Genomic DNA, 19,707 nt, shown 5'->3' with positions numbered 1-19,707 from the left:
CACTATGCTTAAGCAGCTGCTCGCTATTGTCATTGCCACCACTCTTGGGGGATGTGCAATAACAGAACCGACCACCCATGCCACAGTTCCCGTAGATGCTGCCACATTCAATACCCGTTTAGCCCAGCAACAAGACTCGCTGATTGAGGTCATCAATCAGCGATGTCAACCTCAAGATACCGCGCCTCTCGTGCAACTGCACGAGCAAGTGCAGCGACTACAACAGCAAGTCGCGAGTCTAGAAACACCCAAAGCTAAAACCGTTGCCGTGCCCAAACAATGCGCCCGCACGCCCTTAGGTGACAAGTTTATCTTAGGTGAAGTCGAAAGCGTGTTTGTGGATGAACTCAACACTTATTTTGCCACCCGAATCGATACGGGCGCCGAGTCTTCCTCTCTCGATGCGCGCAATATCACCCTTTTTGAGCGCGATGGTAATCAATGGGTACGGTTTGAGGTATTCACTCAGGGGGCAAACACTCCGCCACAACAGTTTGAGGCCAAAGTCGTGCGCTTTGTCCGCATTAAACAAGATGCGAGCGAGAAAGAAGATCGCCGCCCTGTGATCCACGCGCATCTTAAAATTGGTCAATATGCTGCAGAAACCGATCTCAACCTCACCGACCGCAGCCACCTCGATTATCCGTTACTACTTGGACGCAAGTTTATGAAAGACATTGCCGTAGTCGATGTCAGTCAACGTTATGTCCACGGCAAAGTAACACACCAAGTGACCTCGCGCAGTGAGCACGCTTTGAACTAAATGGCCGAACTCAAGAGGCGTGAGAACCAACAGCGATGAATGTCAAAGCTAAGCGTCAGGCGTTGACTTTGTATCAGCTTTTTATCAGTCACGCCGCCGCTCAAATTCACCGTTCACAACAACAGCTTAAAAATATTAATATTCGGCAACTTAACACGCAAAAAAATAGCTCAGCCAACGCAGGCGTCGTGACTATCACACTAGTGACAATCACACTCGTAACAATCACATCTGTTTTTTAATAGACAATCCCGCGTTGACATAACACTGAGTAGACACAGCACTAGGTGGCCAAACACTAAGTTGTCCTAACAAGAAGGATCCATAATGCACTCACGCAACCCTTTCTATATCTTGGTGGCATTGCTCTTTATTGTCGGCATCGGCGCCAGCATTTACCGTGGCGTCGAACATAACGTGCCCTTTTTGCCTGGTAAGCAAGTTCAAAGCTGGGCCGTGGAGGCCAAAGTCAGTTTTCAAGGTACGGGTGAGCCTGCAAAAGTGTCTTTCTCTTTACCGCAAGATCCTGCCTACCAAGTGCTGGTCGAAAATGCCAGTTCACCGGGTTACGGTTTAACCATCAATCATAATGACAACGATCGCCGCGCGGTTTGGTCGATACGCCAAGCCCTAGGCACACAGGATCTATATTACAAAGTAACACTGGTGCCGACAGGCAGTACGCAGATACCAGCGACTCAAACTCCCACAGCGCCCGAAGCCTATTCATGGCCCGCGACTGAACAAGCCGCCGCTGAGCAAGTGATTGCAGATGTCTGGGCTCGCAGCGCGAGCAACCTCTCCTTCGCCCAACAATTGATGGCATCGATAACCGAGCCTAAACGCAGCCAGAATGTAGAGCTATTGCTCGCAAGCCAAACGCCGACCCAACTGTTTTTACACATGCTACACAATAAGGGCATTCCTGCGCACAAGGTCAGCGGTTTGTATTTAGAAGATCAACGCCGTCGACAGTCCTTATCACCTTTTGTTGAAGTCTTTCACGACGGTCAATGGATACTGTTCGATTTAGTCAAAGGCAAACAAGATCGCACCCAAAACCTGCTACTGTGGGAGCGTGCGGGCCACTCAGTGCTCGATGTCATGGGCGGCGTTAACTCGCAGGTGAACTTCGCTATGCTGCAGGACACCCGTTCCGCCCTTGCGACATCCATCGACATGATGAACAACAATGCACTCGATTTCTCCCTCTACCAATTACCCCTTGAGGAGCAAAGCCTTTTTAAAGGGATCTTGCTGATCCCCATCGGTGTGCTGATGGTGGTATTTTTGCGGGTGATGATTGGCATTAAAACCTCAGGGACTTTTATGCCAGTATTAATCGCACTGGCCTTTATTCAAACCAGCTTACTCACCGGATTAATTGGTTTTTTGCTTATCGTTTCCTGCGGACTCGTCATCCGCTCCTACCTGTCCCATTTAAATCTACTGCTAATCTCACGGATATCGGCGGTGATCATCGTGGTGATTGGGATCATCGGCGTATTTACACTGCTTTCCTACAAGTTTGGTTTAAGTGAAGGCTTAACCATTACTTTCTTCCCGATGATTATTCTGGCGTGGACCATAGAACGCATGTCGATTCTGTGGGAAGAAGAAGGTCCGAGGGAGGTCATGCTCCAAGGTGGCGGCAGTTTGATGGTGGCCACCTTGGCCTACCTCGCCATGAGCGCAAGCTGGGTGCAACATTGGGTGTTTAACTTCCTCGGGATTCACTTGGTGATCTTGGCCTTAGTGTTACTTATGGGGCAATACACAGGTTATCGCCTGCTCGAGCTCAAACGCTTTAAATCATTGGCGGGAACATAAACATGGGGTTAGCTTGGCCGTGGGAGCTACGCCAAAATGGCGTGCTTAATATGAACCAACGTAATATCGATTACATTGGCCGTTACAATCCGCGTAAATTTTATAAACGCGTCGATGATAAGTTGATCACTAAACAGCTGGCACTAGCAAATGATATTGCGGTTCCTGATCTGATTGCAGTTGTGCGCGAACAACACGAGATAGCGCATATCCCTGAACGCATCTCAAGCCGAAGTGGATTTGTCATCAAACCCGCCAAAGGCTCGGGCGGCAAAGGCATTATTGTGATCACTAAGGTCGATAATGGGCGCTACTTTAAACCCAGTGGCCACGAGATCAGCCTTTCTGAACTTAACCGCCATGTCTCCAATATTCTCAGTGGGTTATTTTCGCTCGGCGGTAAACCCGATGTTGCCATTATCGAAGGCCTAATCGAATTCGATCCTGTGTTTGAAGGCTACAGCCATGAAGGGGTACCCGATATACGCTTGATTGTTTTTAAGGGATTTCCCGTGATGGGCATGCTGCGTTTATCAACTGCGGCATCCGACGGTAAAGCCAACTTACATCAAGGCGCTGTGGGTGTAGGCGTTGACATTGCCACCGGAAAAGGGTTACATGCAGTGCAATTTGATAGACAAATTGAGTTTCATCCCGATACAGGTAAAAAACTCACCGACATCATAGTGCCCCATTGGGAAAGCTTGCTCCATACAGCTTCCAGCGCCTATGAAATGTGTGAAATGGGTTATCTCGGCACTGACATGGTGTTAGACCAAAGCAAAGGCCCTTTACTACTTGAACTCAATGCGCGCCCGGGACTGGCGATTCAGATTGCAAATGGAAAAGGTATTTTGCCTCGTCTTAAGCATGTTGAAGCCATGTCATCTCATTCTATGACAGTTGCAGAACGTGTTGCCTATGTTAAAACCCACTTTACTGGTTAGCCTGCTTGGCTTAAGCCTTTATGCTACGAATGCCGCCTATGCGGCGCCAAGTCCTGTTCCCCTTTTGGTTGAGCAATGTCTGCGTTTGCCAAACATTGAGCTCGCGTCAGCCTTCGCCAACGCGCGCTTAACGACGGCGCAATTAACCTTGGCCCAGCGCGCGCTTATTTTTGAGCAACAGACGATTGGGCTTAATAATATCAACGACAGGCTCAACTATTACCGTGGGTTTAACTTACCGAGTGTGGAACGCGAAGGTTTACTGCAATGCCAGTTACACCTCGCCGATACCCTGTCGCAACTTCTCAACCAAGCGGAATTTAGCCAACTGGCTTACGCCTTAGCCCAAGGTAATGCTGAACAAATACTGTTGAGCCAACAACTTAAACACTTGCTACAACAGCATTGGAGCGCCGAGGAAAAAGCGAAACTGCATACGGCGCAGGCCAGCATAGGCCAAGGGTTAGGCAGCCAACAATTTAGTCTTGCCTTCAATGACAGCCAATGCCAACCCGAAGCGACTCAGCAGCAACATCATCTGCATAAAGAAGAGGATAAAAGTGACGAGCCGAAGCGCAGTAGTGCAAAGCAAAGCGATTTTTCGGGCACTATCGTCAGCTACTTACTGACACAGGAAAACGCCATATGTCGCCAAAATGTATGGCAGGCATACCAAGCCAGAGCGAGTGAAACCAATCAAACGGCATTACAGCGAATTGCAGAGCAGCGCCAACAAGCCGCCACTGCGGCAGGCTTTACCGATTACAGCGCATTAGCGCTTAGTTCGCAGCAGTTATCATCCCCTGAGTTGGTCAAAGCATTTCTCGATAGCCAAACCCAAAATTTGCAAGTGGCTCCCTGGGATATTGGACGTACCCTGTCACAACAAGCATCAGCCAAGGGCCCCACATGGCTGACCCCAGACGTCTTGAGTCGCAGCTTTACTTATCTGCAAGTGTTTGGTTTGCAGTTTGAGACCATAGCAACCGCCAACGCCGAGAAAACACCAACCGATCCTAATCGGCCGCATATCGTCAGGGTTTACCACCAGCAAAGATTATTGGGTGAAATCTATGTGGCCTACAACCAAAATCCACAGCAAAGTAGTCAACAGCAGACATTGCGCCAAAGTGTACTCGGCCAGCAATTTGGACAACAGGCGTTGGATCTTAAGCCGCAGCTGAGTAACTACAAAGACATTGAACAGTTAACCGAATCCATCGCAGAAGCAGTGACTTCCCTTGCTAAAGCGAGCCATTTCTACCTCAACAATGCCATGGGGCAGAGTCAGGATAGCCATTTTGTGGCGAGTCTCTGGTTAGCTGAAGTGCTGCGCCATCAACTCTTTCCGCAATTTGAACAAAGCTATTTACAAGAGCGTGAAACACTGGCTAAAGCTTATTCGAAACAGTTCAAAGTCTTTCGCGCTAAGGTTGCAGTCAACTTTTATCAAGACGCAAATTCACAAATCTATCCGGATATCGGTGCAGAGTTTAGTGCTAGCTTTGGTCAAGACTGGCTGCAAACCAAGGATTATCCCTATAGTTTCAATGCTATCGCCAACGAAGGGCCGCTATACTACCAATCGCTCTGGCAAGCATCGTTAGCCCAGCTGATTGATCAAGCAACATTAGGCTGCCAAGACAAACTTCAATTATTCAATTTGTTAGTCGTAAATGAAGACGCTTTAAACGTAAGTGAACAATTGAATGCCATCATTGGTGCACCCGTTGATAGCGCAGCGCTGATCCAAAGGATCTCCAATCGCACCGCTTCGAAACATGCTGGTAATTCTGACAATCAAGCTTTCGACGCCACAGGTTCTTTTTCGACGCCACAGGTTCTTGTGCGTTTTAAGAGTGAATGCATAAGCTGTGTTTGTGACTCGCTCGGGCACAGACATAGCAAATCGTCATGATTCGCCTCTCGAACACCTCAATCACTTAGCGCGACATAGCTAGCAGTATGTCGTGAGAATGACTGACTCTATGATATTTAATTGAAAAAGTCGTAAGAAGTGGCCACTATAAGCCTCAATCTATCGTTTTTTTGATATTATAATGACTCGAGCTAAATCTACCTTAGAACAATGGCGTATTTTGCAAGCGGTGGTCGATTTTGGCGGCTATGCCCAAGCGGCTGAAAAACTCAACAAGAGTCAATCGTCGCTCAACCATGCGGTTGCCAAATTACAGCATCAATTAGGTATTGAACTACTCGAAGTCAAAGGCCGTAAAGCCTATCTCACCCAGCAAGGCGAAGTACTGCTGCGCCGCTCACGGCATGTCACCCAAGCTGTCAACGAGTTAGAACAGCTCGCGAGTAATCTCGAACAAGGATGGGAGCCGACACTCACGATTGCCCGTGAAATTATCTATCCGATGGAAAGCTTAGTGTGTGCCCTCAATGCGTTTCTGCCCCACAGCCGTGGCACTCGCATCATCATGCTGGACTCTGTGATCACCGGTACCCAAGAGCTCATTCTGGAGAGCAAAGTTGATATTGCTATCTGTGCAGGGGTGCCGCCTAAAGGGTATTTATCCGAACCTTTATGTGAACAAAAACTCTACCTCGTCTGTCATCCAAGTCACCCACTCGCTGACTTAGGTTCGATTGAAGACGATAAGCTACTGGCACAGTATTTACAGTTAGTGATCAAAGATACCGGCGTGCAATCCAATATCGACATAGGCTGGCTCAAAGCTGAGCAGCGCTGGACCGTTTCTAACTTCCACGAGGCAAAAGTCATTTTAAACCAAGGTATTGGTTTCTGTTGGATCCCATCTTTTTTAGTCCAAGAGGAATTGGCATCTGGCAATTTAGTGCGTTTACATCTTGATGGCAGTCAAAAACGCCGCATCATATTAAGCCTAGTGATCCCGAATAGAGATCAACAAGGACCTGCATCCAAACTGCTTGCCTCTTTGATTTTAAAACAGCATGGAATTGAACCGACAAATAACAATTAATAGCATGATAACCAAACGGTTCTCAATTTGAGTGAGCAAGACGCTAAGAGCCTAGTGCTGACGCTGGCTTAGTGCTTAGTGCTTAGTGCTTAGTGCTTAGTGCTTAGTGCGAAAGAATAAATACAGAAAGGTAGCATCAAAAAAGATAATGAACAGCAGAATGGGCATAGTTAAGCCTGATCTTACACACTAAAGTCAACATAGCGCGCTGGTTGCTGACCCAAGTATTGCGGCTGAATAAATCCTGCTTCTTGCGATGCATTATCTTCAACACTTGACTCACTCTGCAGTGACGTACTGCGCTTCCCACTCGCACTGATGCTTGAGGTCGACTCGTTTATCTCGTTGGTATCTTTTGCTGCAAGAGTTGGCAGAACAGTGGCGGATTGCGCATTATTAGGTAGGCAGCTCGTTTACAGGGGCGAGATTAGAAGGCTGAATATTAACTTGCGGTGTTATACCAATCGTATTAAATATCTGTTCATTCAGCGGGAGTTCAAGGCGCTTTAGACAAGGCGAAGACTTGAAGGGCATAGTGGTGCTCTGTCGAAAGTCTTAAACGCAGTATAAAGCGCGTTGAAACCCGCCCTTCGGGAGCCACACAGGCACCCCATTCCCGTGTTGCATTGACTTAAAAGGGAATAACCATTTCTGCGTCAATGCGCCTTGGATTGAGAGACCTGTGAGGCTCTGAACTGATTAGATATTTAATGTGATTGGTATTACGTCAGCACGGACTGAAGGTCCAATACTGGCTTGTGCAACAGCGGTATAATAACGACTTGCGGTACTATCGGGTCTTGGAATAAAACGGGTCGCTAAATCAGCAGCAGTTGATGCTTCTCCAAATGCTAAGGTTGCAGTCGGTGGCTCAATGGTTTCCACTGTCGTTGGGGTATTAACTGAGCCGCTGGTACTCGAGGTATTGGACTGAGTTTCCGAACTAATACCAGAGCTAGTATCAGTCGTCGCTGCGGTTTTAGCCGTCTGCGCTTCAACCCTTTGAATGAGCTTATCGACTGCATCTGATACTGGTGTTGAGACGGCATTTTGGGGCTGAGCGATATTCCCTGACTCGTCGACTTTTCCCGTAACTACGGGTGTATGTTCTTGCAACGGCGGTAGCTCTTTAATCTGCGCATCGGCGCCCACTAAGGTTTGGGTTGTTTGCAAGTCTACAATCTGTTGTTGCCGCTCTTCAGCAAGCTTCACCTTTGCTTCATTCATTTTTTGCAAAGCTTCAGCGGCAACGCGAATATCCGCAGATGAAGGATCAACTGGAGCCATTGCCGCCGCGTACACTTGCTTCATTTTGTTTATCGTTGCGAGTGGATCGCCCCCGACAGCAGAAACATCGATCTGCACTTCACCATCGGTTGCATAACGTTGGCCATCGGCGCCCTTCTCATACTTAAAACTCGGACTCTGAGCGTACTGCCCGCCGACGGTGGCATGAGCATGTTCATGGGCTTTAACCTCAGAATCTCTCGCCTTAAGTGAATCAACCTGTTGTTGCTGTTGCGCCTGCGCTTTTTCTTGGGCTTGTTTTGCTTGCTCCTGAGCCTGCTGTGCCTGTGATTGCGCTTGTGATTGTTGCTGCTTTGCTTGTTCCGCTGCAGCTTGTTGATTCTGCGACGCCTCTTCCTGTGCTTGCTTTTCAAGCTGATTATCGTTTTTAGTAAAGACATCGGCTAAGACTTGCTGACGATCATCGGGGTTAGACGCTATAGCAGGATCTTCTACCTGACTAACTTGAGCCTTAGCGTCACCGAAAACCTGGGTAAATTGTTCCAGCACTGTCGGTTGAGCAACTTCATTGCGAGCGGATTGATCTGCTGTTTGTGCAGAGTTTGACTGCTCAACAATCCCTGCACTCGCTGCTGAACTATTACTACTTATACTTCCAGAATTTCCAGAACTGTTATTTACAGAGCTATTACCTGCTGAGTTAGAGGTGGAGGAGTCAACTAACGCTGCGTCATTAAAAACAGTTTGTGGCCCAAACACTGCGGCTAAATCAGGCGTTACTGGAGAAACACTGCCCGTACTCGATGGATTAAAAGCGGGAAGATCTGTGCTACTCGTGCCAATTGAAGAACTCGGAGGCGTAAAAATATTAGCTGGAATACTGCTCGTGACACTAAGACTCGGACTTGTTGTAGATAAGGCGTTTGCGCCAAGGCTAGTTCCTATAGTACTCGTGATTGATGAAAATGCCGAAGTCGACACAGGTGCGGCAATTTGTCCCCCACGCACACCAGAAATGGATCTTGGCCCAGTTAATAAGCTAAAACTGGCATCGGCATGTAAACTCGCCCGATCTTTTAACCCATTGACTTGAGGAAGAGTAACCTGCGGCCTTGATTCAGCAAAAGGACTGGCCTTTAGTGATTGGCTTGCGCCATTAAACGCTGGTAGTACAGGCGTAGCATCAGCAATTGCAAGCGGCGCTTTTGCAGCATCAATGCCAGCAATATTTGAACTGATAGGTGTCGCGGTATTTGTCCCGTTGAATAAAGGCGCTGATGATATAGCGGCAGGCGTAACAGAAAATGTTTGAGTGCTCGAGGGCAATGAACTAGCAGCCGAAGAACTCGCGTTAAAAGATACATTCGGTGATGAGTGGAGAGATTGGGAAACGTGAGTTGCTAATGAAGCAATAGGCGCAGCTTGAACCGGAGCGGTTGAGGTTCCAGTAAAATGTGATTCATAGGCACCACTCGCTTCAAATTTTGCGGAGCCTGCAGTGTGAGCGCTGGCTCCTTGATAAGTGCTATTAGCTTGACTCTGGATTAGGCTCTGGCTTTGAGCCTGGCTTAGATTCGAGCTTAGCGTCTTATCATGTGCCGAAAATGAAGAGGATGGCGCTCCAACCTTAGGTGATAGCGCCACAACAGACATGATATTTACACCTTAATATTAATGATCGAACCTATCGTTTCTGAGTCAGTTTCAATCACTTCTGTTAAAGCTTCACCTTGTCTTAATGACTCATTAGCTGCCAGTAATGCCGAGGTTTTATCGGGCTGGGCAACATCTCTGGCAGGCTCAGCCGGAGTCGCACTTTGCGTCTGTGTAGGTTTAGCCACATCTATCGTTGCTTGAGTGAGCCCAGATTGAGCACTTTGCAAGCCTTGCAGACCGGATGAATAAGCGGATTGGATTTGCATAACGGTATTCCTGCACGCTGTGATTAATGGGTCAATTATTGACCAGTAACGTGAAAAAGTACAGATTTTATCCGCATTCTCAGCATTTATTTACGGCCAGATTTATCCTGTGATCCAATTAGCTTCCCAATCCTTAAATACGGGATTAAAACCCTGCCGTTGCATCTGTTCGATAACTTGCTCGACACTGCGATCATCGCTTATCTCAAATTGATCGAGTTGACTGTCAGGCGCTTGATAGCCGCCCGGTTGTGTCGAACTGCCCGCACTGATTTGAGTGATCCCAAGTGGCAAAAGATTATCCCTCAGCTCAGGGCTTTCCCTTGTCGACATGCTGATGTCAAGCTGTTGATTAAAAAGTCTAAATGCACAAATCATTTGCACTAAACCTAGATCCGATAGCATGACTTTTGGGGTGATCCCGCCAGTACAAGGTCGTAACCTTGGTAGCGAAATACTAAAGCGGGTGCGCCAATAGCGTCGCTCTAAATAGTCGAGATGATATCCCATCATTAACGCATCTAAACGCCAATCATCCAGCCCGAGTAATACCCCAAGACCAATTTTATCAACGCCCGCCGCCGCAACTCTGTCAGGTGTTGCTAAACGATAGGCAAAATCCATTTTTTTACCTCGAGAATGGTGACGAGCATAAGTTTCGGGCTGATAGGTCTCCTGATAAATCATCACAGCATCTAAACCTAGCGCGACTAACTGGCGATAATGGTCCTCACTCATGGGCTGGACCTCCATCGCCAAATGGCTAAATTGCTGCTTTACCAGCGGCAACATTTGCTTGAAATAATCGATGCCGACCTTAGTTTCATGCTCACCCGACACCAGTAAAACAGAATCGAAGCCCCTATCTTTGATAATGGCCATTTCGGCCATCAACTCCAGCTCATTCAAGGTCTTGCGTTTGAGTTTGTTACTCATGCTAAAGCCACAGTAATCACAATCATTAGCGCACAGATTCGAGACGTATAGCGGTAAATACATACCCAGATTCGCGCCAAATCGCTGCCGCGTAAGCGCCGCTGAACGTTGTGCCATGGTTTCTATATAAGGTTCAGCCGCAGGTGATAACAAGGCCAGTAAGCTACGTAAATCCCCTGCTGGACTCACTAACGCCCGCTCAACATCCTGGGCAGTGCAAGAATACAAATCGAGTAACAGTTTATCCCGTGGGATCTTGGCAAATTCCGCTACAAAACTCATTGGTTTAAAAATCCCGTCAGAGGACTGGTATGTACCGCGCCCGTTTGTACTCGGCCAAGCCCAGCTTCAAAGGCCCGTCTACCGCATTGCACCGCCTCTTTAAAGCACTCGGCCATCACTATCGGCGACGCACTGCTAGCGATGGCGGTGTTCACGAGCACCGCATCGGCGCCCAGCTCCATTGCCCGCGCAGCCTGCGAAGGTGCGCCAATGCCGGCATCGATCACCACAGGCACCCGCGCCTGCTCTATGATGATTTTTAAAAAGCTTTCAGTGACTAAACCTTGATTACTGCCAATCGGACTCGCCAGTGGCATAACCGCAGCGCAGCCTACCTCTTCCAAGCGGCGACAGAGCACAGGATCGGCATGCACGTAGGGCATCACGATAAAGCCTTTCTCACAGAGGATTCTAGCCGCCTCTAAGGTTTCTATCGCATCGGGCATTAGGTACTTAGGATCCGGGTGGATTTCGAGCTTAATCCAATGAGTTCCCAGCATTTCACGGGCAAGCTCAGCCGCAAACACCGCTTCCTTGGCGTTTCTCGCCCCCGAAGTGTTAGGCAATAGCCGGACACCCGCTTGGCGTAACGGCGTGAGTAAATCATCAAGCCCCATTTTAAAATCAATTCTTTTCATCGCAACTGTCACTAACTGCGATTTTGAAGCCGTTATCGCCTCAAGCATCACTTGGCTATTGCTGAATTTTCCCGTTCCGGTAAATAACCGTGATTCAAACTCCACATCGGCAATCGTTAACATACTAGCCTCCCGCTACAGCTGAAAAAAGTTCTAATTTATCTTCATGTTGGCAGAGAATCGATTGCCAGCGATTACGCGGAACCACCTCTGCATTCAACACGATAGCGACCGAATCGAGGGCTATATCTTGCGCGAGGATCACAGCCGCGAGTGAAGTCGGTTCCGTTAATGGCTGCGGGACATTATTTATGTGAATTAAAATCATATCAAACCTCCATACTTTATATTTTGCTGGGCTTATCGGATGATGAACAAACCTCTTTTGGACCACATACGTCACAATGGGGATCCCGCGTTAATGTCGCCGCTGTCCATGAAAGTGATTTAGCGTCGAAGCGCCAAAAACGCCCAAACAAGGCACTTTTAGGTTCATCACAACTATCCATACTCAGCAAGAGTTGCATGGCCATCAAAGATTGCATTGACGCCATCACGCCCACGCTCGGCCCGAGTACGCCTTGGGTACTACAGCTCTGCGACACTCTCGTCTGCGCGGGGAAAATACAGTGATAACAACCACCAGAGGGGAACTGCATTTGGTCGACCGCGAACAATTGGCCGCTAAATGCCGCGATTGACGCGCTGACTAAAGGTAAAGCCGCTTCGATACAGCTGCGATTAATGGCTTGGCGAGTCGCAAAGTTATCGGTGCAGTCAAGTACAAGTACTCTTTTACCTTGTTGTTTTATTTGTAAAATATCCGCCAAATGATGAGCCGATGTCGCAGGATTAAATGCTGTTTCATAGGCAGTAACAGTGCAATGCGGTGCTATGCCATTGAGCTTTTGCTTGGCAACTCGCGCCTTATTGAGTCCAATATCGGCATCGTTGAATAACAATTGTCTTGGCAGATTTGATACTTCAACCTTATCCCTATCGATTAAGGTCAAGCGACCAATACCTGCACAAGCCAGATACTGCGCCGCCAATTGCCCTAAGCCGCCAAGACCGATAATAGCGACACCGGCGTCGGCCAGTTGTAATTGCCCGGCCTCTCCGACTTCAGGCAATAAGACTTGCCGAGAATAACGCATAAAATCGGCATCGCTGAGCGTATGGCCGCAGTGTTCATTGTCGCTGTGTATATGACCGCAAAGAACCTCTGCGTGAGCAAGCGGTTGGTTTTTACTCATGCTTTGCATCCAACTCATGCTTTACAGCCAGTTCTTCAGACAAGCTACATTGCTCCCAAGCTTGGCTCAACTCTGCAAAGGCGGCTAACGGATCCTTAGCTTTCGTTATTGCGCGCACCACAGCAATATTGCTCACTCCCGAGGCTTTCACCTTTGCCAGATTATCTAAATCAATACCGCCAATGGCGACCAAGGGATAATGGTCTTGGAGTAACGCCACATAGTGTTTAAGTTTTGCAAGCCCTTGAGGCGCCGAAGGCATTTGCTTGGTTGTGGTAGGGAATATATGCCCAAGCGCTATGTAGGATGGCGAGTATTGGTGCGCCAATAGCAACTCGAAATAACTGTGGCTCGATATGCCTAGCGCGAGCCCCGCGGCTTGAATGGCCGCTAAGTCAGTAACGGCGAGATCTTCTTGGCCTAAATGTACCCCGAAGGCATGGTATTTTATCGCTAACTGCCAGTGATCATTAATAAAAAGCTGTGCATTAAAATGCTTGCCTAAGGCAATGGCTGTTTGAATTTGTGCTTCTAATTCGGAGCCAATTAACTCAGGTTCGCCTGACTTAGATTTGCCTGACTCACATCTACCTAGCGCAGACTCATCTAAATCAAATTCGACTGGCGCTGAACTAGTTAACTCGCTGATGTCGGTTTTTATCCGTAACTGCACAGTTTTAACGCCTGCCGCTAATAAACTTTCCAGCATGGTTAAGTCACTCACAACGGGATAAACACCAAGCTCGGCATCGAGCACTTTAAAACCGTGGGATAAAATATTTTGAGGTTGCGTCGAGGCTATTCTTACCTGAGCGGTTGCCTGATCTGTTGCGGATAAAACTGTTGCAACTAAATCATTACCAACATCAAGGTGTTGGTTGAGTTGATGACTAATAAAATTGCTATCACACAGATTTATCTTGGCATAGCGGGACACATCATTAGGCCAACCCGTACGGGCCAACGGCCCTGGACCTTGCCCTAAACCAATCGCCGCGCTTAAGCCTTGACTCACATAGGCTTTGGCAACCACCACCGCATCTTGCAATACAAAACCTTGCGCTAACACGGCGGCAATGGCTGATGACAAAGTGCAGCCGCTACCATGATTATGGCGGGTATTAACCCGCTGGCTGGCTAACCAGAAACGCCCATTTTGATGCAGTTTAGAGCTCGCGCGCACTTGACGACAAACTAGATAATCCTCGGCAAGCTCAAGGTCCCAGCCGTTGCTATCAAGAGCGATAACATGAACGTTTGCCTGAGTTTGAGCATAAGTATTATCGTGAGTTTTAGCATGAGTATTTTCAAGAATGTCAGTGCTGCCAAAGCTTACATCGCCCCCTTTGGCGAGCACACTGCAATCAAGACTCTGGGATAAAGCCAGTGCAGCAGCAGCGAATTGCGCTTTCGTTGAAACATCACTGTGAGTTAATCGCCCAAGTTCAAGCACATTGGGCGTGATAAGTTCGATTAAACCTTTGAAAGGCCTAAAATCTAAGGCTGATTTGGCCGCACTTTTTATATCCTGACAGTTATCTACTGCTAATGCATCGCCACAACTGGCGACCATCACAGGATCGACAATCACAGGCACAGATGGATAGTGGATTTTAAAACTCGCGATCCAATCTGCCAGCAATGCCACTTGAGTTTGATCTGCCAGTAAGCCGATTTTAATTGCTTTGGGTGGTAAGTCGGAAAGTAAAGTCGTCAGCTGAGCCATTAACATCGCCACTGATACGGGCTCGACTAAAGTGACCGCCACAGAGCTTTGCGCCGTCACTGTGGTGATCACGCTGCAACCGTGACAGCCCAAATCTTGAATTGTCGCTAAGTCCGCCTGAATACCGGCACCGCCGCCACTGTCTGAACCAGCTATGGTCCAAACAAACGCGGGACGCTCGGTATTCATGGGCGCATTATCCTCATGAATACCCAACATAATTAGGCTTCCTCAGCTTCGACGACAAGCTTGTCTTTCACGTGATAGATCTCGGCGCCCGAAGCAGCAAACTCTGCCGATTTTAGCGCCATTGCCGCTTCCAACTCCTGCGGCGTCTTGACTGTGACTTGCATGGCTTGGTCAGCAGCTTCAACTTGCTCCGCCTCTAAGCCAGCGGCATAGGCGCGCACATCTTGGGTGATTTTCATCGAACAAAATTTAGGGCCGCACATAGAGCAAAAATGCGCGACTTTAGCGGATTCCTGCGGTAAAGATTCATCGTGATAAGCACGTGCGGTTTCAGGATCGAGTCCTAAGTTATATTGATCTTCCCAGCGGAATTCAAACCGCGCCTTTGCCAGCGCATTATCACGAATTTGCGCACTCGGATGACCTTTCGCCACATCGGCGGCGTGGGCGGCAATCTTATAAGCAATCAAACCTTGCTTAACATCTTGTTTATTCGGTAATCCTAAGTGTTCTTTTGGCGTGACATAACACAACATGGCGCAGCCGTACCAAGCGATCATGGCCGCGCCTATGCCGGAGGTGAAATGATCATACCCAGGGGCGATATCGGTGATTTGCGGGCCAAGCGTGTAAAACGGCGCTTCATCGCAGTGAGCTAACTGCTTGTCCATGTTCTCTTTAATGAGTTGCATCGGGATATGTCCCGGCCCTTCGATAATGGTTTGTACGTCGTATTCCCATGCGATTTTGACTAGCTCACCTAAGGTTTCAAGCTCTGCAAACTGGGCGGCATCATTGGCGTCAGCAATTGAGCCTGGACGCATACCATCACCTAAAGACAGGGATACATCGTAGGCGACGCAAAGCTCACAGATCTCACGAAAATGGCTGTAGAGGAAGTTTTCCTTATGGTGGCTCAGGCACCATTTGGCCATGATTGAACCGCCGCGGGAAACGATCCCAGTGACGCGTTTAGCCGTCATCGGCACATAACGCAGCAGCACACCAGCATGAATAGTAAAGTAATCAACACCTTGCTCAGCTTGTTCAATCAAGGTATCGCGGAACACTTCCCAGGTTAAATCCTCTGCCACGCCGTTCACTTTCTCCAGCGCTTGATAAATCGGCACTGTGCCGATGGGCACTGGCGAGTTGCGGATGATCCACTCGCGGGTCTCGTGGATATAACGCCCCGTGGATAAATCCATGACAGTATCCGCGCCCCAACGGGTTGACCAGACGAGCTTTTCCACTTCTTCCTCGATGGAAGACGTCACCGCAGAGTTACCGATATTGGCGTTCACTTTCACCAGAAAGTTACGCCCGATGATCATAGGTTCGGCTTCGGGATGGTTAATATTCAGCGGAATAATCGCGCGGCCACGGGCGACTTCAGCGCGGACAAATTCGGCGGTAATCGGTTCGCCGACTAAGGCACCAAAAGCTTCGCCCTTGGCTTTACGATTGAGGATTTCATCCTGTACTTCGGCAAGTGCCATGTTCTCGCGGATCGCCACATATTCCATTTCGGGAGTGATAATCCCTTGACGGGCATAGTGTAATTGGCTGACTCGTTTCCCCTGCAGCGCTCTGCGTGGACGGACAATTGCACTCGAGCCCGCCTCAAAACGCAGATGGTCTAAACCATCATCGGCGAGTCTTTGTTGGGTAAAGTCTGAGGTCGCGCAGGGTAATTGCTCTGTATCGTTGCGGGCTAGGATCCAGTTTTGTCTTAATTTACCAAGGCCTAGACGCACATTGATGTCGGCCTCAGGATCGGAATAAGGTCCAGCGCAATCATACACGCGGATTGGCGGATTTTTTTCCATGATTGGCGCATCATCTGTACCGCCGACAAGCGTGTCAGTCTGCAGAATGTGTCGCATGCCAACGCGAATATCGGCACTTGAACCTTCGAGGTAAATCTTTTGTGAATTAGGATGTTGCAGCGGCGCTAACGTATCGATAAAGGCTTGGGCCTGCGCGCGGGTTTCGCGGCGACTCGGCGCCTTAGGCACAATTGATTGACTAGACTCAGCCGATTTATTAGGCACTGTCGATTTATTAGGGGCTGTTGATTTATTAGTGATTATGGATTCTGGCGCTGGGATTTCTATTGCATTGGCAGCTACAGCTGGGTTTTGGTTTGAACTGGACATAAGCAATCTCACGTTAAAAAATGGAGTTGCTTGTCTGGAGAATTGAGTTGTTGATAGCTGGGCATGGCAATCAATTTTTGTGGCCAACACTGGCTTCAAAAATTGAGTTACCCTGCTCAATAACAATTAAATCTAAACATTAAGGCTTAAAACACTGCTGAGTTAACAGGTATTCAAGCCGTCTATTTTGGCGATTTAATGTGTGTTATTACGCTTGTTTCCTTCGCAGGTTTTAACCTGATCAGGTTCAACGGATCCCGAATAAACGGTCTCAGCCAAGAGGCACTCCGACAAGATGAGTGCGCAGTATAGACAGAAGCGGCAGCAACAAACAAGGAAAAAAGTAATTAAAAACCTTAAATACCAATCCAAAATAAAGATTCATAATTCATTGTTTTTAAATAATTAAATAAAATTAAACTAAAAAAGTTATAATTAGCATGAAAATAGATCATAAAAGAAAGTCACTATTTATGGGGTTTGAGCATCATTTTATTTAATCGAGATTGAATGGCATCATCAATAGCTTGATTGATTTTTTTGCCACTGCAGTCAAATGGGAAGCCTAAATTTTCGGCGTAAGGATTGACTTGAGTCCCCAATTGTACCACGCGATAACAAGTATCCCCTTTACGCACAATACGATTTGGATCTAAGGGTAAATCTAGACTCGTTGTGCCACCGAAATCATCGGCGTTAGGGACAAATAACACTTCCATCTCAGGGCTCATTTCACTCATATTCGATTTCCGGGTGAATTTATCGGCCTGTTCAATGACGAGATCATCGAGCGCTTGCTCGCGCTGACGTTCAAAATAGTGCTGGGTGAATAAACTCATACTTGAGCTTGTTGCTATTGAGCTCTCACCTTCTGCTGCAGGCGAACTCTGAGCGCCAAGCTGCGTCTTAATTTCTGTGGCATCAAACATATTTGTTGGCTTTTTTGCCGTCGCTTCCGCGGGCTGTACTTCACTTTGGGCACTTGATTGAGATTGGCTCAATTGAGTGATATCGGGTTTAACCGTATCTGGGTTCACTTTTTCCTGCTCTACTTTTTCAGGCACGACCTTTTCAAATATTGGCAGAGGCTTAACTTGAGTTGTAGGCGTAACAGAACTTTCCGCTTCAGTCTTATCCTCGGCCTTGCTCTCTGTTTCTAGTGCAGCGCTTTCAGCCTTCTCTACCGCGGGAGCATAAATAAAGTAAGCTTTAAGCGCCGCCACTTTAGGGCCCCGGCTTTCTGTTTCTGTTAATCCAAAGGGATTTAACTGTGGGCGCCACAAAATGCAGATAAGTAAAAATAAACACACATGTACTAAGAACACAAAAAATAACAGACTTAATCCTTTGAAATACTGCTGACGAGCACGCAAAACGGATCCCGCCCCCAATGCCTGAGCATGGGTTTGTAACGTACAAGACAGTTCAAATTGGGATTCTAATTTAGACTCAGATGCCAAAGCATCACCCTGATCACTGAGGTGATCATCAAATGCAATAAAAGTCTCGCATTCTGGCGATGTGACCGATGACGATGTGACCGAAATAGGCAAATCACTATCAGCATCATCTTCAATCGCAATTGCTGTAGGAGATACTGTCAATAAAGGCGCGGCTTTGGGTTGACGTTGAAAAGGCAAAATCCATCCTTAGGTTTTGTGTAGTCTCAATTGATTTCGATGATGCTAAACGTGGAACCATTGCACTCTAATTCAATATCAATCCAATATCGGGTTGCTGAATATTGAAAGCAAATTATCCAATGATTGTATTTACTTGCGAGTGCTCAACGCTGATTAGAGGAGGCAAACAGGGTAAAGTTCAACGCGAAAGCAACACGTTACAAGCGCAGTGCTAACGCCAATGCTTAATTAGACACTTGTCGGTTTAGGCAAATAAGGCTGTGAATTGGGATCACAATCGCGCTAAATTGAAGGGCAAATGCTTGTTAACTCTTACGTCTTTAAGCGGATAACATCATCAATGCGATACGCTGACGGGAATACAAGACGGCTTTAAAAAGATAAAAGGTGAATACAATAGAAGCCAGCCACCAATTTAAGCTTACAAGCGTACGCTTAAATATGGTGATTTATTTTCCTAACTGATAGACTCAGTCATTATCGTTTGCGAGTGTGTATCTACCATGTCGAGTCAAAGTGTTATCGAACAACAAAACCCAGCTAACATCCCTGCTAAGTCTGGGCCGTATAGTATTAAAGAAGAAATCGCTAATAGCGTATCCCATGGCTTAGGCGTCATCGCAGGCATAGTGGCATTGGTACTGATGTTACTCAAAGGGCAAGATCATCTAACGCCAATTCAACTAACAGGCGTTGCCATTTATGGTGCGAGCATCATAGTGCTTTTTCTATGCTCGACCTTATACCACAGCGTTAGCCATTCAGGCTGGAAACATAAACTTAAGATCGCCGATCACTGCGCAATTTACTGCTTGATTGCAGGAACTTACACACCTTTGATGCTGATAAGCCTACAGGGGACGCAATCGATAGTGATTTTAACAGCGATTTGGTCGCTTGCGATTGGTGGGATCCTATTTAAGACGCTATTTATTCACAAATTCAAAAAGTTAAGCTTAGTCTTGTATCTCGCCATGGGTTGGCTATGTGTCACTGTGATGGGCGATTTAACGGCGGCAATGTCGGAACTGGGGTTTAATCTATTGATCTTAGGTGGGTTATTTTACACCTTAGGCGTTGTATTTTATGTTGGAAAACGTATTCCATTTAACCATGCCATTTGGCATTTGTTTGTGCTTGGCGGTGCCATGAGTCACTTTCTGTGTATTTATCTGACTGTTATTTAAATGGCTATAATT

At 47.5% G+C, this 19,707-nt stretch carries 15 protein-coding genes, 1 pseudogene and 1 riboswitch; of the genes and pseudogenes, 6 read left to right on the top strand and 10 right to left on the bottom strand.

Annotated elements, in window-relative coordinates; genetic code table 11:
- Positions 1–4 precede the first annotated feature (4 nt).
- The 5 genes from FW758_RS04370 (at position 5) to FW758_RS04350 (ending at position 6,509) form a co-directional block, all read left to right on the top strand.
- Entirely contained in the window at positions 5–763 is a 759-nt protein-coding gene (locus FW758_RS04370) for a putative ATP-dependent zinc protease (RefSeq protein WP_446444736.1), read from the top strand.
- Positions 764–1,090: 327 nt separating this feature from the next.
- Positions 1,091–2,593 (top strand): inactive transglutaminase family protein, encoded by a 1,503-nt coding sequence (locus tag FW758_RS04365; RefSeq protein WP_446444735.1) that lies wholly within the window; start codon positions 1,091–1,093, stop codon positions 2,591–2,593.
- A 2-nt stretch (positions 2,594–2,595) separates the two neighbouring features.
- On the top strand, positions 2,596–3,540 hold the full coding sequence (locus tag FW758_RS04360; RefSeq protein WP_446444734.1) for an alpha-L-glutamate ligase-like protein: 945 nt from the start codon (positions 2,596–2,598) through the stop codon (positions 3,538–3,540).
- The gene (locus FW758_RS04355; protein ID WP_446444733.1) at positions 3,515–5,458 is read left to right on the top strand and encodes a M3 family metallopeptidase; all 1,944 of its coding nucleotides are present in this window, start codon (positions 3,515–3,517) and stop codon (positions 5,456–5,458) included. Before FW758_RS04360 ends, FW758_RS04355 begins: the two co-directional genes overlap by 26 nt.
- 142 nt (positions 5,459–5,600) lie before the next feature.
- Positions 5,601–6,509 (top strand): LysR family transcriptional regulator, encoded by a 909-nt coding sequence (locus FW758_RS04350; protein WP_446444732.1) that lies wholly within the window; start codon positions 5,601–5,603, stop codon positions 6,507–6,509.
- Positions 6,510–6,905: 396 nt separating this feature from the next.
- On the opposite strand, the pseudogene FW758_RS04345 reads toward FW758_RS04350, so the two are convergent.
- The 10 genes and pseudogenes from FW758_RS04345 to FW758_RS04300 form a co-directional block, all read right to left on the bottom strand.
- Positions 6,906–7,110: pseudogene (locus FW758_RS04345) on the bottom strand (hypothetical protein).
- Positions 7,111–7,208: 98 nt separating this feature from the next.
- A complete protein-coding gene (locus FW758_RS04340; RefSeq protein WP_446444731.1) occupies positions 7,209–9,410 on the bottom strand; it encodes a putative metalloprotease CJM1_0395 family protein in 2,202 nt (733 codons plus the stop codon).
- Positions 9,411–9,415: 5 nt separating this feature from the next.
- On the bottom strand, positions 9,416–9,679 hold the full coding sequence (locus FW758_RS04335) for a chemotaxis protein (protein WP_446444730.1): 264 nt from the start codon (positions 9,677–9,679) through the stop codon (positions 9,416–9,418).
- A 102-nt stretch (positions 9,680–9,781) separates the two neighbouring features.
- Positions 9,782–10,897, bottom strand: a complete 1,116-nt coding sequence (thiH, locus tag FW758_RS04330) for a 2-iminoacetate synthase ThiH (protein WP_259589841.1) — start codon at positions 10,895–10,897, stop codon at positions 9,782–9,784.
- Positions 10,894–11,658, bottom strand: a complete 765-nt coding sequence (locus tag FW758_RS04325; RefSeq protein WP_006081757.1) for a thiazole synthase — start codon at positions 11,656–11,658, stop codon at positions 10,894–10,896. The genes thiH and FW758_RS04325 overlap by 4 nt, the downstream gene beginning before the upstream one ends.
- A 1-nt stretch (position 11,659) precedes the next feature.
- The gene (gene thiS, locus FW758_RS04320) at positions 11,660–11,863 is read right to left on the bottom strand and encodes a sulfur carrier protein ThiS (protein WP_006081758.1); all 204 of its coding nucleotides are present in this window, start codon (positions 11,861–11,863) and stop codon (positions 11,660–11,662) included.
- 16 nt (positions 11,864–11,879) lie between these two features.
- Positions 11,880–12,791: a HesA/MoeB/ThiF family protein gene (locus FW758_RS04315; RefSeq protein WP_446444729.1), complete on the bottom strand. Its 912-nt coding sequence runs from the start codon at positions 12,789–12,791 to the stop codon at positions 11,880–11,882.
- Complete coding sequence (locus FW758_RS04310) at positions 12,784–14,736, bottom strand: bifunctional hydroxymethylpyrimidine kinase/phosphomethylpyrimidine kinase (RefSeq protein WP_446444728.1); 1,953 nt, start codon at positions 14,734–14,736, stop codon at positions 12,784–12,786. The genes FW758_RS04315 and FW758_RS04310 overlap by 8 nt, the downstream gene beginning before the upstream one ends.
- Before the next feature lie 2 nt (positions 14,737–14,738).
- The gene (gene thiC, locus FW758_RS04305; RefSeq protein ID WP_446444727.1) at positions 14,739–16,865 is read right to left on the bottom strand and encodes a phosphomethylpyrimidine synthase ThiC; all 2,127 of its coding nucleotides are present in this window, start codon (positions 16,863–16,865) and stop codon (positions 14,739–14,741) included.
- Positions 16,866–17,066: 201 nt separating this feature from the next.
- Positions 17,067–17,165, bottom strand: a riboswitch (TPP riboswitch).
- 167 nt (positions 17,166–17,332) lie between these two features.
- Complete coding sequence (locus FW758_RS04300) at positions 17,333–18,505, bottom strand: hypothetical protein (protein WP_446444726.1); 1,173 nt, start codon at positions 18,503–18,505, stop codon at positions 17,333–17,335.
- Between the two features lie 506 nt (positions 18,506–19,011).
- Between FW758_RS04300 and trhA the strand changes: the two genes are divergently transcribed.
- Positions 19,012–19,695 carry a PAQR family membrane homeostasis protein TrhA gene (gene trhA, locus FW758_RS04295; RefSeq protein WP_259565337.1) on the top strand — a complete coding sequence of 228 codons (684 nt, stop codon included), beginning with the start codon at positions 19,012–19,014 and terminating at the stop codon, positions 19,693–19,695.
- Positions 19,696–19,707 lie beyond the last annotated feature (12 nt).

The sequence above is a fragment of the Shewanella sp. 1180_01 genome, from assembly GCF_052850535.1.
Note: the sequence above shows the minus strand (reverse complement) of the source record. Positions and strands in the feature narration are given on the sequence as shown.

Excerpts from the sequence above, each read along its gene's own strand:
- FW758_RS04370 (WP_446444736.1), top strand. The coding sequence starts at position 5 with ATGCTTAAGCAGCTGCTCGCTATTGTCATTGCCACCACTCTTGGGGGA.
- FW758_RS04365 (WP_446444735.1), top strand. The coding sequence starts at position 1,091 with ATGCACTCACGCAACCCTTTCTATATCTTGGTGGCATTGCTCTTTATT.
- FW758_RS04360 (WP_446444734.1), top strand. The coding sequence starts at position 2,596 with ATGGGGTTAGCTTGGCCGTGGGAGCTACGCCAAAATGGCGTGCTTAAT.
- FW758_RS04355 (WP_446444733.1), top strand. The coding sequence starts at position 3,515 with ATGTTAAAACCCACTTTACTGGTTAGCCTGCTTGGCTTAAGCCTTTAT.
- FW758_RS04350 (WP_446444732.1), top strand. The coding sequence starts at position 5,601 with ATGACTCGAGCTAAATCTACCTTAGAACAATGGCGTATTTTGCAAGCG.
- FW758_RS04340 (WP_446444731.1), bottom strand. The coding sequence starts at position 9,410 with ATGTCTGTTGTGGCGCTATCACCTAAGGTTGGAGCGCCATCCTCTTCA.
- FW758_RS04335 (WP_446444730.1), bottom strand. The coding sequence starts at position 9,679 with ATGCAAATCCAATCCGCTTATTCATCCGGTCTGCAAGGCTTGCAAAGT.
- thiH (WP_259589841.1), bottom strand. The coding sequence starts at position 10,897 with ATGAGTTTTGTAGCGGAATTTGCCAAGATCCCACGGGATAAACTGTTA.
- FW758_RS04325 (WP_006081757.1), bottom strand. The coding sequence starts at position 11,658 with ATGTTAACGATTGCCGATGTGGAGTTTGAATCACGGTTATTTACCGGA.
- thiS (WP_006081758.1), bottom strand. The coding sequence starts at position 11,863 with ATGATTTTAATTCACATAAATAATGTCCCGCAGCCATTAACGGAACCG.
- FW758_RS04315 (WP_446444729.1), bottom strand. The coding sequence starts at position 12,791 with ATGAGTAAAAACCAACCGCTTGCTCACGCAGAGGTTCTTTGCGGTCAT.
- FW758_RS04310 (WP_446444728.1), bottom strand. The coding sequence starts at position 14,736 with ATGTTGGGTATTCATGAGGATAATGCGCCCATGAATACCGAGCGTCCC.
- thiC (WP_446444727.1), bottom strand. The coding sequence starts at position 16,865 with ATGTCCAGTTCAAACCAAAACCCAGCTGTAGCTGCCAATGCAATAGAA.
- trhA (WP_259565337.1), top strand. The coding sequence starts at position 19,012 with ATGTCGAGTCAAAGTGTTATCGAACAACAAAACCCAGCTAACATCCCT.